This is a genomic window from Leptospira noguchii serovar Panama str. CZ214 (assembly GCF_000306255.2).
GTDB lineage: Bacteria > Spirochaetota > Leptospiria > Leptospirales > Leptospiraceae > Leptospira > Leptospira noguchii.
On the sequence record NZ_AKWY02000026.1, the window covers coordinates 98076 to 114967 of the forward strand.

Sequence of the window (16892 nt, forward strand, 5' to 3'; positions counted from 1 at the left end):
AACGTGTTATAAATGCGAATGATACTTTGAAAAGAGAAAAAAATTTCATTTAGGAAAAATTCATCCTAAGAAATGGTTCTTTTCTGTTGTCTCAAGATACAAAACGATTTTTCTGGATTCATGTTATTTATTCGATGCTGGGTGTTTTTGATTTTGTTACTTTCGATTCCGATTTTAGAAGGATGTAATCGGGTTTCGAGTTCGGATAAGAACGTAATTAAAAAAGATTTAACTCGTATTTTGAAAAACAAAGAATTGGAATGTACGGGTGATACAAATCGAGAAATAGAAACGTTTCGTTATTATTGGAAAAAAAATCCGGGAAGATATTCCGATCTCAATCCTAAGGATCGTTGGAAGAACGTTCAATTGACTCTTTATACGGATGAATCTCTTTTTATCAACGAGTCACAGGATTCTTTATTTGTTCCCGCGGGTGGAGAATGTATTTTGAAGTTGGACGAGGAGTTCTGCGGAGACGTTTTTCGATTTTACGCTGCGAGTCTTTCTAAAGGAATCGGAGAATTTTCGGGTGAAGGTGAGTTGAGGATTTTTTTAGATGATAAACAAATTTTTGAACAAAACTTGAAATCGCAAAAGTTAGAATGGAATCCTTACAGTGCCACTTTAGAATTTAAAAACGTCGGAAATTTTAAAACGATTGTAAAAACCGATTTGCAAAGTTCGGAAATTTGGAACCAAACAGAACGGAAGGAAGAAAAAAATTGTAATCCAGGCGCTTTTATTAAGATTCGATGGGATTCTAAATCCGGCTCAGGATTATTTTTAGGTTCTCCTTATATATTAGAAAAAAGAAATACAGAAAAAAAGAATGTGATTTTAATCGTGATCGATGCTCTGAGACAGGATTCTTTGTCTTCCGGTGGTTCCCCGTTTCCTACAACTCCCGTTTTAGATTCTTTTTCTAAGGATTCGATTGTATTCAAAAAAACGATTGCAAATGGAAATTGGACAAAACCTTCCATGCTTTCTTTTTTTACTTCGGAGATTGCTTCTAACCTTGGTCTTGGAAACGCTTGGTTTTATACGAGCGCCCAACAAAGAAAAATTTTCTATTCTAAAAAACCTTTTACGTTGCCAAACGCATTTCGAAAAGAAGGTTATTTTACGGAAAGTATTATGAATAACGTTTTTCTAATGGATTATACTTCCGTAGGAGTGGATTTAGGATTTCATAAAATACAGCAAGTGGGGAAAGATAATTTGGACACGGAAGAATTGGTTTCGAGAGCGGAGACTTTTTTTCGGGATCACAAAGAGGACTTGTTCTTTTTACATCTCAATCTAAACACTCCTCATTGGGGTTATAGACCTCCTTCTCAGTTTTTTCAGGAGTTAAAGGAAAAATCCGATCCATTGTTGTGGAATCAGCTAGACGAATATCAACAAAAATATTTAGGGGAAGTTCGTTATACAGATTTTCTTTTAGGAAAAATTTTTGATGAGTTAAAAAGGCAAGGGCTTTTTGAGGATTCTTGGATTGTAGTCACGAGTGATCACGGCGAGTTATTAGAAACTTCTCATTATCATCATCATCATTTTATCGCCGAAAAAGTTTATGCACACGGAGAAACTCATTATGAAAAGGAGATTCGAGTTCCTTGGATCATTCATCCTCCTAAGTCTTTTTTAAATCGTATTCAAAAAAATGAATTTAGTGATCAAGTTTCTCTTCTCTCTTTGATGCCTACTTTGTTGGGTTTAAATCAAATTTCGTATCCGATAGATAAATTGAAGGGGAACGATTATTCCAAGTCGATTTTTGGAAAGGAAGGTCCGAAATCAGAACCGGTCATTTATACGGAAGGAAGATTTTCCGAATCCGTTCTTACACCCAATTTAAAATATATACGTAGATATCCCGGTTATGATTCGGTTCGAAGAACTCGTGAAGGTATTTCTCATAAAATGCCTGAAGAACTCTACGATTTAATTAAAGATCCGATAGAATTGGAAAACCTTGCAAATTCAAACTTTATGCTGTTAGGTGAGGCTCGATCTATTTTAAAAGAAAATCAACTTTCTAAAAATTCTTTTTTTTTGAGGTTACCTAAATGTGAGAATGTTTGCGAACGAGAAATTCGATTTTTTTCTAAGGGGGGGATCTATCGTTACGATTTTACAGGGGATTTAAAAGTTCTTCAAGAGGATTCTAAAAACATTGTTTTAAAAATTTTGAATACTTCGGGCGCTTTTGACCAAGTGCTTGAAGTAAAAACAGTGGACCCTTCTCCTATTTTTAAACTTGAAATCCTGAAAAATGGAATATTAGAAAATTATCGTATAGGTAAATGGGGAATTCGATCGGATGTCTCTTTGAAAATTTTGAGAGATGAGCCGGATTATGTTTCTTTGGATAAAATTCCATATCGATATTCTTCTTCCGAGATTCCGTTCGTATACTACCATACTGGTTTTTCTGGAGGTAAAGAAACAGAAGAGGCGGCGGCTATGGGGCAAGAAGTGCGTAAGATCCTGGAAAGTTGGGGTTATATCCATCAGTAATTTTTGATTTAGATCTTCCTAAAATTTTTTGTCAGTGATTCTGTTGGCTTTATCAATCCGTTCTACTCGCATTTTTAATCCTATTACTCTTTAGAATTTTAATTTTTGATCTATTGTTTTGTAAACTCTCACACAAATTCAACATTTGTATGTATAAAAGCAGCTCAAAGAATTAATGCTTGATTTTACAAAGATGTAAAGTTCTCAAAATTGTGTTTAACTTAGAGATATTGGTTTTGTGAAGGAATTTTATAAGCATTTGAACTTGTTAGAGTTGTTGAGTTCAGATCAACAAAACTTTTTCAATTGACCGTTTCTATAAAACAGAAACTAAGTGGCGATTCATTTTTCAATAACTCTATTTTATTCAATTGTCTAAATAGTAAGTTCAATTGATTTAATCATCATGATTTGAACTCAAATATAATTCGAATATATGTTCAAAATAAGTTAATTATTATTTCATTTGATTAATATATACTAATTAGTGAATATATTGGTTTTAGTTAATTGCTGCTCGGTCGTATAAAAATAGTACCAAGTTTATTAGAGGCCAAATTTGGGAAAAAGAGCAGTAATTAAAAAATGATGCAAATACGGGATTTACGGCATTTTGGAGTAGGGCCAAAATATTCAAGTTATTGAAACAATCTAACTCAGGTATTCTATTTATGCATCCGAGTAGTAGAAGCCGTCTCGAAAATATCTTAGAATAATCGGAATCTGTATTTTAAGAAAAGATAAAATGTTTATAACAATTTAAATTATTTTCTTTTTATTGGTACTTCGGAATTTGATCGAGAGACTTTTGTGGCTTTAATATTTTGTTTAGGTTTTTAAAGTCATCTGGATTTACTCAAGTTGAACCTTCTATATAATTTGCGTTGTCTGTCATTTCTTCGAGTGATTTAGAATAAGATAGGATTATTGTTTTTCACTTAATGAAATTTTTCGCTTTGAGAAGGGCTGTTTCAAATAATGGGTTACTACTTATAGTAATAGGATCGTATGATTTATAGAAAGTTATTTATGAAATAGATTTTTAATATTACTGAAACTGTAAAGCGGTGATTTTACGTAAGGATTCTAAGATCGTTAGATTTAAATTGTATAAGAAATTGCTTTATTAAATTGAAAAAAGAGAGGGATAAAAGATGTGTAATTGGAAGAAAGTGTTCATAGTAGTTCTGTTAATCTCGATTGGAGTTGGTTTCGAGTATGGTGAAAGCCATACTCGTGTACACGCCGCTTCATCATCAAAGAGCAATTACTCGATCGTTCAAAAACCTACCGATAAACCAAAAGATAAAGCGATCAAGATACTTATTCATGACGGAGGGGAATTTTGTTACGGCCCCATTTTTAGCGGAGGTGAGAGTTACATTATAATTGAACAATGCTGGGAACGACACGTTATGAATGCGAGATACGACGTGTTTCAAAGAATTTCTTATTATATCGAAGACACTTGGTTATGCATTACTGCTCCAGAGACAGTCATTCATGCAGAGAAAAATTGGGACTATGTTCATCTTAGACCTTGTACAATCAATGATCCTTTACAGAGATGGATTGTAAAAGACAATTCTTTTTGGACCGCAGATGGACATTACCGTTTAAAAGATACAAATTGGTATGGTTATATCTCTAGAAACTCTGGAGATAAATATAATCATACATTAGATTCTTCTATGAATGATTGGATTAAAACAATAACCACTCCTGGAAACATCAGTATTCAAACTTCCATTGCTTGGGATTTGCAAACTACTCAAGGAAATGAACGTTACTTTGTTCGTTGGGGAGGTTCGGATAAAAATACTACACCTCTCTATTACAATCCTGAAAGTGGGCATCTTGCTCAGTATGATCCAGTAAGTGGTTTACTCTATTGTATGTATTCTCAGGTGGGAAAATCGAATTGGAATTGGGTGAAATGGGCATCTTGTAGTGACGCAGCGATCAGTAAGGATAATCCAGCTTTTTGGAATGTATTTTTTGAAACGAAAGAAGGAGGAATGATTACTGACTATAAAGGTAATATCCTCAGAGTTACCAGATACGGATTCAATAAGGGTGTTGCTTATGCTGCCAAACCTTCTTATTTAGAAAAGGACACTACCCATAGCCCCACTTCTTTATTTGCTGTTGATAGAAGCTTACTGGATTGGACACGTTATACGTCCTCTAATCTTGGAAAAACAGGGCTATATTGTCCGGCTGGTAATCAAGAAAGTCTTGGATATAAAAGAGTTAAAAGGACCTTACCTTCTGATTTTCAATTAACTGAAGATTGGATGAATAGACTTTATGCGATAGCTAGATCAACTAATGTTGGTTCTGTTGCAGCTCCACAGAGGCTTGGGTCATGCGGTATTTGTATGCTTCATAGTTTACAAATGATAGCAGAAATACTAGAATATCATTCTCAAGGACCTCTTACGAGTGGAGGTTATTTTTTTGATACAGCTACTGATACCGATCCTTTTGACTCTTTTAGACAACATTCTCCAGAATTAGAAGAATTACTGACGAATGTACCTGAGATTAACTCTTACGGAACTAGACCCCGTTCATTTATATCTACTATACTCATGTTACCTCAGTATGAATGGGTGTCTTCTTCTCAATTCAATATTCGGTCTGAAATGTTATCTCATATTAATTCTCTCATCAATTCTCCCCCTGGAAGCATTTGGTTAGCATTGTTGAGGAGGCAAGGTGTAAGCGGATCTTCGGGGCATGCCGTTCCCATTCTAAGAACCTCTCGGGGGATAGTGGTTATTCCAACGAATTTAACTAACACATCTTTGAATACCTATATTCAATTATTAACTCCTACTATGGATCCCAACCAGATAATGAATTTGCTAGAACAAGGAAGGACTATGATAAGACTTACAACTATACAACCGGTAGGGACTTATGAAAATGCTTTTAGTATCATGGTTTCTAATAGGAATTGTACTGGAGAAGGGGAAGACAGAAGAGGTTCGGGACAATACCCAACCAGCGCGTCCGTAAATCAGTGTAAGAGGGGCAGGTGTGTTCTATTGTAAGCCAGTGAAGAAAGTATTTAGAAATCCATTATACAATTTAATCTGTGGGAACTCACATATTAAAGTTGTTGAGTTCAGATTAACAAAACTGTTTTAATAGATTTGTTGAAAAATTCAATTTAATAAAACTTCTTCAATTGATCTGTTTCCATGAAACAGATGGAGAATCATTTTTCGACAACTCTAATTTTATTGAAGATTCAAAAACGGTTGATTTTAGATTTGGGAATTTGACTCAGAGCTGTATAATAGAGTATCTGATATTTTGCATTTAAACTAACGTGAGTTCGGTATAACTAATGCGAAAGCGATTATTATGCTGCGATCCATAGCGAGCAGCATTGAGTTTGAAAAATTCCGAAGGAATTGGAGCGAAAAGAACTCAGCACAACGCTTTCCTATGGGTCGCGTTAACTCAGCGTCTCGCTTCTACGGTCGCTCGACAGGTCGTGAGCCATTTTAACTATGAAATTTGCGAGCTGCTGCGACGACCCGGGAAACTCAGTGAACGCCTACCTATGGGTCAGCGTTCAGGGAGTCGTTGCATTGAGTTTATTATTCGCCCCAATTTTCTTACGTCGAATTCACGTTAAACTATGTTTTGCAATAAAAGTGTAAGGTCTAGTAAATACAATTTACATTTTTTGAATTTGGAGGTTTTAAAATGGTTTATAAAATTCTAATATATCTAATCGGTTTTTTAGTTCTTTTGGTTTTGATGATTTATGCGGTTGGTGCAAGTCTACCGATTGAACATTCCGTTTCTATGGAACGTATTTACAAAGTTTCTCCAGAAAATGTTTATTCGTCAATCCGCGATTTTAAACAATATCCGTCTTGGAGACAGAACGTAAAAGAGGTAAAAGAAATTACTTCTACTTCTTGGAAAGAAACGGATGCTCACGATGATGTGATAACTTTTGCATTCATTCAAGATCGTAAAAATACGTTTCTCGAATCTAAAATTATGGACGAAGATAAACCTTTTGGCGGCTCTTGGACTTTCGAATTGAGTTCTGTTCCCGAAGGAACAAAATTAAAAATCACAGAAAACGGAAAAGTGTATTCTCCAGTTTTTCGTTTTTTTTCTAAATTTGTTTTTGGTCATTCCTCTACGATAAAAGAATATCTAGGCTTTATGGATCAGAAAATTCAGGAGATTCAAAAAACGAAGTAAAAATATAAGAGCTTGTCCCAAAACCTAAACACCGATAGGTGTTTGCTGAGTTACTTCGAGCGCCAATAGAAGCGAGATGCTGAGTTCAGGAAGTGTTTGCTTTAGTTTCATAAAATGTGGGAACTACTGCAAATTCAGATTTCGCAGAAAAATTTTGAGAATGTAGGAACTCATAAGACTATGGTATCGGAAAATGGATGTTTAAAAATTTGTAATGTGACAAAATCTGTAGGAACTACTGCAAATTCAGATTTCACAGAAAAATTTTGAGAATGTGGGAACTCATAAGACTACGGTATCGGAAAATGGATGTTTAAAAATTTATAATGAGACAAAATCTGTGGGAACTACTGCAAATTCAGATTTCACAGAAAAATTTTGAGAATGCGCGGTAGAAATTAAAAAATAGATCAGGGAAATTATGTCAGGGTATTCAGCAAAATCTTTAGGGGATAAGTTAGGACTCAAAGCGGGGATGAAAGTATATTTCAAGAACCTTCCAGAAGAAGTTCAAAAAGAACTTAGAGATCAACTGAAAGAGGTGGAAATCAAAAACACCTTAAAAGGTTCATTCGATTATTTGCATACATTTGAAAAAGAAATCAAAGAATTAAAAAAGCAATTTCCGAAATTGGTAGAAAATCTGGCGGAGAAAGGAATGATTTGGATTTCCTGGCCCAAAGGATCGTCGAAGGTTCCAACCGACATAAACGAAAATGTCGTTCGTGAAATAGGATTAGAATTAGGGATTGTGGACGTAAAGGTCTGCGCGGTATCAGAAATATGGTCCGGCTTAAAATTTTATAGAAGAAAAAAATAATATTCTGTGTTTGGATCAAATCGATCGGATTTCTGAAACAATCATAGAAACTCAACGAATATTTTTCTAAGATTGGCTGTTGGGGAAATAAGATTAACCGGCGTTAAACGAAAATCAGTCGTTGTGGAAAAATACTACAACGATTCAAATCTGCAATATCTTTCCACGAAATAAAAAAACTTCTGCAACTTATTAAATAAACTATAACTACTATCGAAGCTAAAAAATTATCGTTATAATTTTTTAAGCGTTATCAACGAACAGAAGACTACGAAGCATCCAAGCCGTTTTTTCATGAACTTCTAATCTTTGGGTCAGAAGATCTAAAGTAACCTCGTCCCCACCTTCGTCAGCGGCAGGAAGTAAAGAACGCGCAGTTCTAATAACGGTTTCATGACCGCTAACCAAATGACGAATCATATCATCAGCGTGAGGAACTCCACCTTCTTCATGAATGGAAGTGAGCTTTCCTAATTGATGCGAAGAACTAGGTGCGTAAAAACCGAGAGCGCGAATTCTTTCAGCGATCAAATCGATAGAAAGCCAGAGTTCGTTGTATTGAGTCTGAAACATCTGGTGAAGAGTGTTAAATTGTGGACCGGTAACATTCCAGTGATAACTATGCGTTTTAAAATATAAAATGTAAGTATCAGCTAAAAGTTTTTGTAATCCCGAGTTGATTGCTTCCCTATTTTTTTCGGATATCCCTATATCTATTTCTTTCATATACAAATCCCCCTGTTAATAATAGACTGAAAACATAAAAGAACAAGAAAAAACTTATTACCTGTCCAAAAACATATTTCAAATAATCGTTCGTTCATAGTTTTGCTTTAAAGTTATCAATCAAAAAATAATTTTTTTACCAAATAAAAAATACAATAATAAAGTAATACTTTGTAAAAATCGGGGCGCATGGTCGGTCATGTTTTATAGAAATACAAAAAAAGATTTCAAAACCGTCCGACCACCAGGCTCTCAGCTCTGGTCAATAAATTTCAAAACTTTTGGAAAATCAAAATGCCACGAGTCACAAATTTATTGACCCCGCTTCGATCCCTTGCGCGAGGATTTTAAAGAGAAAATGGAAATTAGAGTTAATTCTCCAACTGTTTTCTATCACATGGAAACGGTCGATTGAAGCAGTTTGTTCAATTGAACTATGGAATTTTTTAACAAAACTCTATTGAGAACGTGTCCCGAAACTCAGTTTTAATTTAACAAAGAGATAAAACTGACAATTCAGCGTCTCGTATCTTTGGCGCTTACGTTTTTCGGGACAAATTCAGATTTTTATTTTTTCCTAGAATTGTACACCCGAATTGCGGAAAAAACTTCTTCCAATTCTTCTTCCTTCATGTAAGGGAATAAAGGATAGTTGAGGACGGAAGAACAGATTCTACCGGTTGTATGTTTATCACCGAATTTTCCTTTGATATAAGGTTTTGCACCTGGTTGATCGCTCATAGCACCTGGGTAAATATTACCAAAACCGATTTCATTTTCTTTGAGAACTTCTTGAATCAGAGGACGTTCTTCAGGAGTAGAAAGTGTAACGTTGCAATAACCGTTTTCTTCATAATCCTTAGGTGGGTGGATTACTTGAATGCCTAGGTTTGGGAGTATATCATAATATTTTTGAACAGCTTTTTTACGAGAAGCGATTCTAACTTCTAGATGTTTTAGGTTGATGTTTAGAAATGCTGCTTGTAGGGTATCCAGTCTGGAATTCCAACCCACGTCCCCGTAAGCGTAATGAGAAATTCTACCGTGATTAGCGAGCATTTTTACTTTATTGGCGAGTGTTTCGTCGTTTGTAAAAACTGCGCCACCGTCTCCCGCACCACCTAACACCTTTGCCGGATAAAAGGAAGTGGTAGAAATAAGAGCGTCCTTGTAGATGGAATTTCCTTTGTATTTTACGCCGAAACATTGGGCTCCGTCTTCTAACAAAGGAATTCCTTTTGACTTACAGATTTTACGAAAATCTTCAATGCGGGAAGAACCCCAGCCGTAAAGATGTACGATAATTGCCGCCTTGGGTTTGACCTTATCCAGAGCTTTTTCAAATTCTATAAAGTCCATCTGAAGATCGTTTGGATCGGTATCAACTGTATAAGGGTCAGCGCCAACGTTTACTACGGATTCAAAAGTAGCCCAAAAAGTAGAATCAGGAAGAATGACGGAATCTCCTTTACCAACACCTAATGCACGTAAAGCGAGTTGAAGGGCGTCCGTACCGTTCGCACAAGCAATGGAAAACTTAGTTTCCGTAAGGGAAGATAAATTCTTTTCTAAAATAGAAATTTCTTCACCGCCAATAAAACTAGCGTTTTTACTAAGAACTTTTACTTTTTCTTCCCATTCTTCTAGTAAACCCGGTTCAAATCTTTTAATGTCTATAAATGGAACGCCCATTTTGGCTCTCCTGAGTTAATTTATGTTTAAGAATATTCTAAAATACTACTTCTTCTTTCGACTGATTCCTTTTTGTTTGGAAAGAGGCGTTTTTCGTTTTTTGGTCGTCTTTTTCTTAGGGGAAAGTTTATTGATCGGATCACCATTCGATTTCAAATTTTCCAGAAAAGATGGATTTATTTTGGAGATAACTTTTTCGTCAAACAACAATAAGGCGACTTCCTCGTAACGACTCACAGGAAAAAAATACATTCCTTTTTTAACGTAATCCGGTATTTCTTGCAAATGTTGAAGATTATCCTTAGGATAGATGATCTTATGAATCCCCACTCTTTTGGCGGCTACGATTTTTTCGCGTAAACCACCGATCGCAAGAACTTCTCCTGTAAGAGTAAGTTCTCCGGTCATTCCAAAACCAGATTTTACTTTTGTATTCAGAGCGAGAGATAAAATTGCAGACGCCATCGTAATTCCAGCGGAAGGACCGTCTTTGGGAGTCGCTCCGTCTGGAACGTGTAAATGAATCATTCGATCGTTGAATAACTCGTCCTTATGTAAGAAATTCTTAATATAACTCAAGGCGATGTTGGAAGACTCTTCCATCGTTTTACCGATCATTCCCGTAAGAAGAATTCCACCTTTGCCTTTTACAAAAAGCGCTTCGATAAGAAGGGTTGCTCCCCCGACCGAAGTCCAGGCCAAACCGAGAGCAGTGCCAGGAACGGAAGCACGAACCATTCTTTCGTCCGTAAATTTTGGAACTCCTAAAAAAGTTTCCAGGTCTTTTTCCTGAATGATTTTAGGAAACGATTCCTTACGAACGATTTTGATCGCTATTTTACGGACCAATTTATCTGTTACTTTTTCCAGACCTCTAACTCCGGATTCTCTCGAATAGGAATCGATCAAAGTTACGATCGCTTTTTTATCAAATTCGATGCCGTAGGGAGTAATTCCATTTTTGTGGAGAACTTTTTTCCAAAGGTATTTCTGAAAAATTTGAACCTTCTCGTCCGTGATATAACCGGAAAGATTGATAATTTCCATTCTGTCTAAAAGAATTCTGGAAATAGAGTCTAACGTGTTGGCGGTAGCAATAAAAAATACATTCGAAATATCGAATGGAAGATCTAAATAATGATCTCTAAAATTTTTATTTTGTTCCGGGTCTAAAACTTCTAAAAGAGCGGAAGCGGGGTCACCTTGAATACCTACCGAAAGTTTATCGATTTCGTCCAGCAAAATGACACAGTCTCTTTCTTTTGTTATGCGAAGTGCTGAAATGATCTTACCAGGCATAGATCCTATGTAAGTTCTCCTATGTCCTTTGATTTCTGCTTCGTCTCTCATTCCCCCGACTGAAAATCGAAAAAACTTTCTTCCCATGGCCTCGGCGATCGATCTCGCGATTGAAGTTTTTCCCACGCCTGGAGGTCCGACTAACAGCAATATGGTGCCTTTTTCGTCGTTTTTAAGTTTTTTAACCGCTAGAAATTCTAAGATTCTGTCTTTTACGTCTTCGAGTTTATAATGATCTCTGTCTAAGGTTTTTTTAGCTTTTTCTAAATCGATTTCTCGAACCGGCGCCGCTTCCCAAGGAAGAGATTCTAAGATGTCCAAGTAGTTTCGGATAACGTTATAATCTCCTGTGTTAGGATCCGCATAAGAAAACTTATCCAGTTCTCTAGTTACTTCTTCGATTACTTCCGGATCTGCGTTTAGGTTTTTGAGTCGTTCTAAAAATTTTTCGTATTTCTTTTCAAACTTATCGTCTTTGATACCGAGTTCGTTTTGAATCGCTTTGAGTTGTTCTCTTAAGAAAAATTGTCTTTGTTGTTTGTCTATCTTGTCTTGGATCTGGTCCGAAATCTCTCTTTGGATGGACACGAGTTCGATTTCTTTCTTTAAAAAGAGAAGAACCTTTTCAATTCTAGTCTTGAGAATATTGGATTCGATTACGGATTGATATTCTTCTTTTTCTAAATTGAGAATGGAACATACAAAGTCGGCCATTTTTCCGGGCTCATTTACGTTGAGCATGGTAAGTTTCATTTCTTCTGTAAACAGAGGATTGTTTTGCGCGAGTTCTCTGGTCATAACGAGTAAGGTTCTCATCATCGCCTTAGTGATGTTTTTCGGAGCTCCGGGTTCTTCTTCCGGATACGAAACTCTTGCGACCAAAGGATCTTTACTTACGAAAGATTCGATTTTAAAACGACGGATTGTATTGACGAGAATGTTGACGGCATTGTCGGGTAGATTCACTTTTTTTAATACCTTAGCGACAACACCGAACTGATAAATGTTTTCGGAAGTTTCTTTTTCGTTTTCTTCGTCTTTTAAAAGAACAAGACCCAAAAAAGAATTTCCTTTGACGGTTTCCTCTACGGCTTTTGCAAATTTGCCGCTGGGAACGATCAAAGGAGTGATAATGCCCGGAAACACGGGTCTGGACTTAATCGGAACTAAAAATAATTCCGGCGGTAAAATTGAATCCAATGGAATGATTGAATTTTCTTCAATTCCAGATAAATCCTCTAAAGGTTCCAAAGGACCTCCTTCCAACTGAAAACGTCTCTTAATTTGTCCAGGTTCTTACAGTGGAGGAGATTCTCAAATCAAATCCAATTCTATTCCGGCTGAAAAAATTTCGAAAGATTGGCTTTTTGAAGAATCAAGTAGAATTTATTTTTTGATTTTGAAGCGGTTAGATCGATATACGCTGATTTATTTTTGTATTTTTATCATGAGATTCTCTATAAAATTTAAAAGTAAAAACCCGATCTGTATCAAGGCGTCGTTTTAGGGATTTCTAACAAATTAGAAATTGATTCTATGGGAGTTTCTTAGAAAGTTTTTAGAAACTTTAAGCTCTTTACAATCGAACACTCCTACAAAGAATAGATCCATTTTGATCTTGTTAATCGCATTCAATGAATTATAAAAAAAACTTATTTGTTCTTCTTTTTTGTTTCGGAAGATTTCTTTACGCCCCACCTTATTCCGATCGAGAAATTTCTCTGAGTGAAATTTTGACTCAATATAAGTTAAAGAATTTTAGTGAAACTCTCAAGTTAATGAACCGAGTCGGAAAGTTGACCGATTCTCAAAAGTTAGCCTTAAATTATACTCGTGCTCATTCTTACTTTCAATTAAAAGAATATAACAATGCTTTGGATGAGTTTTTAAAACTTTTGCCTGATGTACCTTACAAGTATGAAATCTATAACAATCTTGGAGCTTGTTATTTTTATATAGGCGATTACAAAAATTCGCTTTATTATTTTAATCTTTCTAAAACAGAAAATCCAAATTATAAAATTGCGGAAAAAAATTATATTCTACTTCAGAATGCGATCTCTGCAAAAAATTTGGAAAAACTAGAAGCAACTCGGGAGAATTTTCCTGATACTTTTTTAGTAGTCTCGTCTGCAAGCGCTGATATATCTACTGGATGGATTTATTTTTATCTAGGTAAGTCTGCGGAGGCGATCCATCTTTTTAAAAATGCGATTAAAAGTGATCCGGGATATTCTCTTTCGTACTTATCTCTAGGTTATTTATACGATTCGAGTGGAAATTTTAAATCTGCGATTCGATACTACAAGTCCGCACTAAAGATAGATCCCGATTATCCGGATATTTGGAACAATCTTGGAATTAGTTATTATAACGACGGGCAAATAGAAAACTCAATCTCACACTTTGAAAAAGCAATTCAACTCAATCCTACGTTTGCATATCCGGTAAATAATTTAGGTTTTATTTATATACAAAAAGACGATTTTTCGGAAGCAAAAAAATATTTTCTACGTTCAATTGAATTAAAACCATCGGAGCCATTTTTATTGGGAGAAACATATGCAGGTTTATCTATCTGCAATTATCATCTTTTGGAATGGAATAAAGCAAAAGAAAATAAAAAAAGATCAATTGAACTCAATTTTAATCTTTCTAAAGAGGATTACTTGAGAAAGGAACTAAGGTGGAAAGAAAAAATTATAGACATTTTTTTAAACCAAATCGATAAAAATAATATAATTTAGGAATATTGAATGTATAGAATTGGAAACGGAATTGATTTTCATAAATTAGAAATCAATTCAAGCCGTTCTTTGATGTTGGGCGGGCTGGAATGTGAATCAGAATTTGCTCTTGTTGGACATTCGGATGCTGACATCATTTTACACGCGATTTCGGATGCAATTTTAGGAGCACTTGCGTTAGGCGACATTGGTCAGTATTTTCCGGATACAGATCAAAGTCTAAAAAACATGGACAGTAAGGTGATTCTTGCCAAATGCATCGAGCTGATGAAGGAAAAGAATTTTAATCTTGTCAATGTAGATTGTACCGTGATCGGAGAAAAACCTAAGATTGCTCCTCTCAAGGAGAAAATTACAAAATCTTTAAGTAGTTTGTTGAATCTCCCTTTGGATTGTGTTTCTGTAAAAGCCACCACAACCGAAAAAATGGGTGCCTTGGGTAGACAAGAGGGAATTGGAACTTTTTGTTCGGTTCTTTTAGTACAGAGGTCTTGAAATATACTCGGATATATGAAAATGATATCAACCCAAAACCTTAGAAAAAATCGTTTTTGAATTTTTGGGTAAAATGTGTTGGTTCCTACAAAAATCCTTATATCGTATGATTTACAGTTTTTTAACATTCTTTTGTTATTAGAGTTGTTGAAAAACTAATTCTTCATCAGTTTCATGAAAACGGTAGATTAAAACAGTTTTGTTGATCTAATCTATGAAATTTTTCAACAACTCTATTATAATTTTTGTAATAGTTCCCACATTTTAGAGTTTGTCTCAAAATCTCAAAGAATTTTGCGCGATCATTCTTTAGAAATTTTTAATAAAATGCAGTAGTTCCCACAAATTAAGTCGCATTTGGGAATTTGCAAACTTTCTAGCAGTTCTAAAGTTGTTCAATTTTCGTAGTAGTTCCTACATTTTGATGTTTTGGGACAAACTCTTAGCATTTTTACAGTAAATTTTAGTTTTAAAAAATTTCTATAAAATGAATTTTAAATGTTTTTCAAGCAAAGATTATTACTACTGATCTCTATTTAAATGTTTTATTATAAAATGTCGTTTTACGTAAGTTCTATAAAATCCAATCCGAAAGAGATTGTTTGTTGCGACCTATAAAAAGAGTTAGTTGAGTTTAGGGAGTCGTTGCATTGAGTTTTTATTCGCTCAGATTTTCTTTTTCTGAATTCACATGATTAAAGTGTTAAGTAGGTACTTATTATGTAGTTATGAATAAGAAGTCTGAAATGTACTTATAAAAGTAGTATAAAAATTAATGATCAATCTTGGAAGTTGCAGAAGTTTTCATTGCATCTAATCCGGAAATGTTGGCTTTTTTGAAGTAGATCTTAAATTTAAAAATAAACGCGTAGTTATTTTTATATGTCTTAGTAGTTTCGGAATTGGTAAAAAAGTATTTAAGAAAATTAAAAGTTAATCAAATATTATAACCTATTGTTAAATTAAAAAGTTGATAGAAAATTTAAAATCAAGTTAAGCCATAACAAATCTTTCTGTTAACTATTATCTTTTTAGGCGTTTGTAGAATGATTCTTCTTTAAGTTTTAAAAGTTTATACCTCCCTTACAAAAAGACGACTCGATATAATCTCCATTCAGCTTTTGGAATGGATTCTAAAAAACTTCAATTACGTTTGAATATAAAATAAAAAATTCTTAAAGTGATCTTAATCGGGCTCGGGGACTTCAAAACTAAAACTTTCAAAAACGTCAACCGGAGCTTTTTTATAAATCAAAGCGTTTGAACCGTCTTCGTAATAATGTTTTCTTACGTGAATTCTTTGGAACCCACAGGAATCATATAAAGCGATTGCAGGATAATTTGTAGAATCGACTTCAAGAAAAAACGTTTTTTCTTTTTCGGAATTTAAAAGAGATTCTAAAAGTTCTTTTCCAATTCCTTGTTTTCTTTTCCGGTAAGAAACCGCGATCCGAAAGATTTCAATTTCTTCGCCTACCAACTTGTAGAGGATGTAACAAAGGTCAGTAGAACCGATACCGGAAAACTCCTCAAGATGGGAGTATAACATTTCTTTTGTCCAGGCCCGGCTACCAAAACAGTTTTGTTCTAAGTTGAAAAGCCAGTCTAAGTCTGATTTATTTAGAATTTTTATGTTCAAGGTGGAAACTCATTTGTAATTTTTTGTCAAATTATAGTTGCAGAACTCAAATATTTCAATCAAGATTCAAAACTTAACTTTCAGATAAAATGACCGATTTTGGAAATTCAAATCTGAAAGAAATGATCAAGGAGTTGCTATGAAAAAAATTGGTAAAATTATATACGCGGTTCCATTTGCGATTTTCGGGTTATTTCACTTTATTTCGGGGCCCGCGATGTCAGGAATCGTTCCTTCTTACATTCCTTTTCCGATTATTTGGGTTTATATAACCGGATTGGCGTTGATTGCGGCTTCGGTTTCTATCATTACAGGAATCAAAACACATTTGGCCACTGTACTTTTGGCGGTTCTTTTGGGAATTTTTGTCGTTTTGGTGCATCTTCCGGGCGCGGCTGCAGGCAATCAAGCTTCTACAGTGGCCCTTCTGAAAGATGTTTCTCTTTTAGGAGCTTCTCTTCTAATTGCAGGAACCGTAAAGGATTGATTTATATTACAAAAAATAGACGAGTTGAGTAAAGTGTGGGAACTACTACAAAATAAATTTTTTGGGAGTTGTGAGAACTCCCTCTTTAAATTAAGAAGCAATTCGCTCGCAAAATTTTTTCGTATCAAAAGCGAGCGATCGCGCTTCGAATTCAAAATTTTTCTTATTCGTTCTATAAAATTGAGTATCGTAAATTTTTATTACAAAACCCTACTTTAACGTGAG

The 16892-nt window shown here is 34.9% G+C and carries 11 protein-coding genes; 7 read left to right on the top strand and 4 right to left on the bottom strand.

What is annotated here, in order from left to right; genetic code table 11:
- Window positions 1-153: 153 nt before the first annotated feature.
- The 4 genes from LEP1GSC059_RS15095 (at window position 154) to LEP1GSC059_RS15110 (ending at window position 7582) form a co-directional block, all read left to right on the top strand.
- A complete protein-coding gene (locus LEP1GSC059_RS15095) occupies window positions 154-2526 on the top strand; it encodes a sulfatase (protein WP_020981034.1) in 2373 nt (790 codons plus the stop codon).
- A 1154-nt stretch (window positions 2527-3680) separates the two neighbouring features.
- The gene (locus tag LEP1GSC059_RS15100) at window positions 3681-5585 is read left to right on the top strand and encodes a DUF1561 domain-containing protein (RefSeq protein WP_017214035.1); all 1905 of its coding nucleotides are present in this window, start codon (window positions 3681-3683) and stop codon (window positions 5583-5585) included.
- Window positions 5586-6249: 664 nt separating this feature from the next.
- Window positions 6250-6762: an LIC10604 family protein gene (locus LEP1GSC059_RS15105; protein ID WP_020981001.1), complete on the top strand. Its 513-nt coding sequence runs from the start codon at window positions 6250-6252 to the stop codon at window positions 6760-6762.
- A gap of 421 nt (window positions 6763-7183) precedes the next feature.
- Window positions 7184-7582, top strand: a complete 399-nt coding sequence (locus LEP1GSC059_RS15110; RefSeq protein ID WP_002180209.1) for a DUF3052 family protein — start codon at window positions 7184-7186, stop codon at window positions 7580-7582.
- A 243-nt stretch (window positions 7583-7825) separates the two neighbouring features.
- Here LEP1GSC059_RS15110 and LEP1GSC059_RS15115 read toward each other — a convergent pair whose 3' ends face one another.
- The 3 genes from LEP1GSC059_RS15115 to lon form a co-directional block, all read right to left on the bottom strand.
- On the bottom strand, window positions 7826-8308 hold the full coding sequence (locus LEP1GSC059_RS15115; protein ID WP_002180236.1) for a Dps family protein: 483 nt from the start codon (window positions 8306-8308) through the stop codon (window positions 7826-7828).
- Window positions 8309-8875: 567 nt separating this feature from the next.
- Window positions 8876-10000 carry a DegT/DnrJ/EryC1/StrS aminotransferase family protein gene (locus LEP1GSC059_RS15120; RefSeq protein WP_017214038.1) on the bottom strand — a complete coding sequence of 375 codons (1125 nt, stop codon included), beginning with the start codon at window positions 9998-10000 and terminating at the stop codon, window positions 8876-8878.
- Window positions 10001-10045: 45 nt separating this feature from the next.
- Window positions 10046-12565: an endopeptidase La gene (gene lon, locus LEP1GSC059_RS15125; RefSeq protein WP_017214039.1), complete on the bottom strand. Its 2520-nt coding sequence runs from the start codon at window positions 12563-12565 to the stop codon at window positions 10046-10048.
- A gap of 368 nt (window positions 12566-12933) precedes the next feature.
- On the opposite strand from lon, the gene LEP1GSC059_RS15130 reads away from it, so the two are divergent.
- A complete protein-coding gene (locus LEP1GSC059_RS15130; RefSeq protein WP_002180145.1) occupies window positions 12934-14046 on the top strand; it encodes a tetratricopeptide repeat protein in 1113 nt (370 codons plus the stop codon).
- Between the two features lie 9 nt (window positions 14047-14055).
- The gene (ispF, locus tag LEP1GSC059_RS15135) at window positions 14056-14541 is read left to right on the top strand and encodes a 2-C-methyl-D-erythritol 2,4-cyclodiphosphate synthase (protein WP_002180121.1); all 486 of its coding nucleotides are present in this window, start codon (window positions 14056-14058) and stop codon (window positions 14539-14541) included.
- Between the two features lie 1186 nt (window positions 14542-15727).
- On the opposite strand, the gene LEP1GSC059_RS15140 is transcribed toward ispF, so the two are convergent.
- Window positions 15728-16180 (bottom strand): GNAT family N-acetyltransferase, encoded by a 453-nt coding sequence (locus LEP1GSC059_RS15140; RefSeq protein WP_002180193.1) that lies wholly within the window; start codon window positions 16178-16180, stop codon window positions 15728-15730.
- Window positions 16181-16319: 139 nt separating this feature from the next.
- Here LEP1GSC059_RS15140 and LEP1GSC059_RS15145 point away from each other — a divergent pair, with 139 nt between their 5' ends.
- Window positions 16320-16667 carry a DoxX family protein gene (locus LEP1GSC059_RS15145; protein WP_002146786.1) on the top strand — a complete coding sequence of 116 codons (348 nt, stop codon included), beginning with the start codon at window positions 16320-16322 and terminating at the stop codon, window positions 16665-16667.
- Window positions 16668-16892 lie beyond the last annotated feature (225 nt).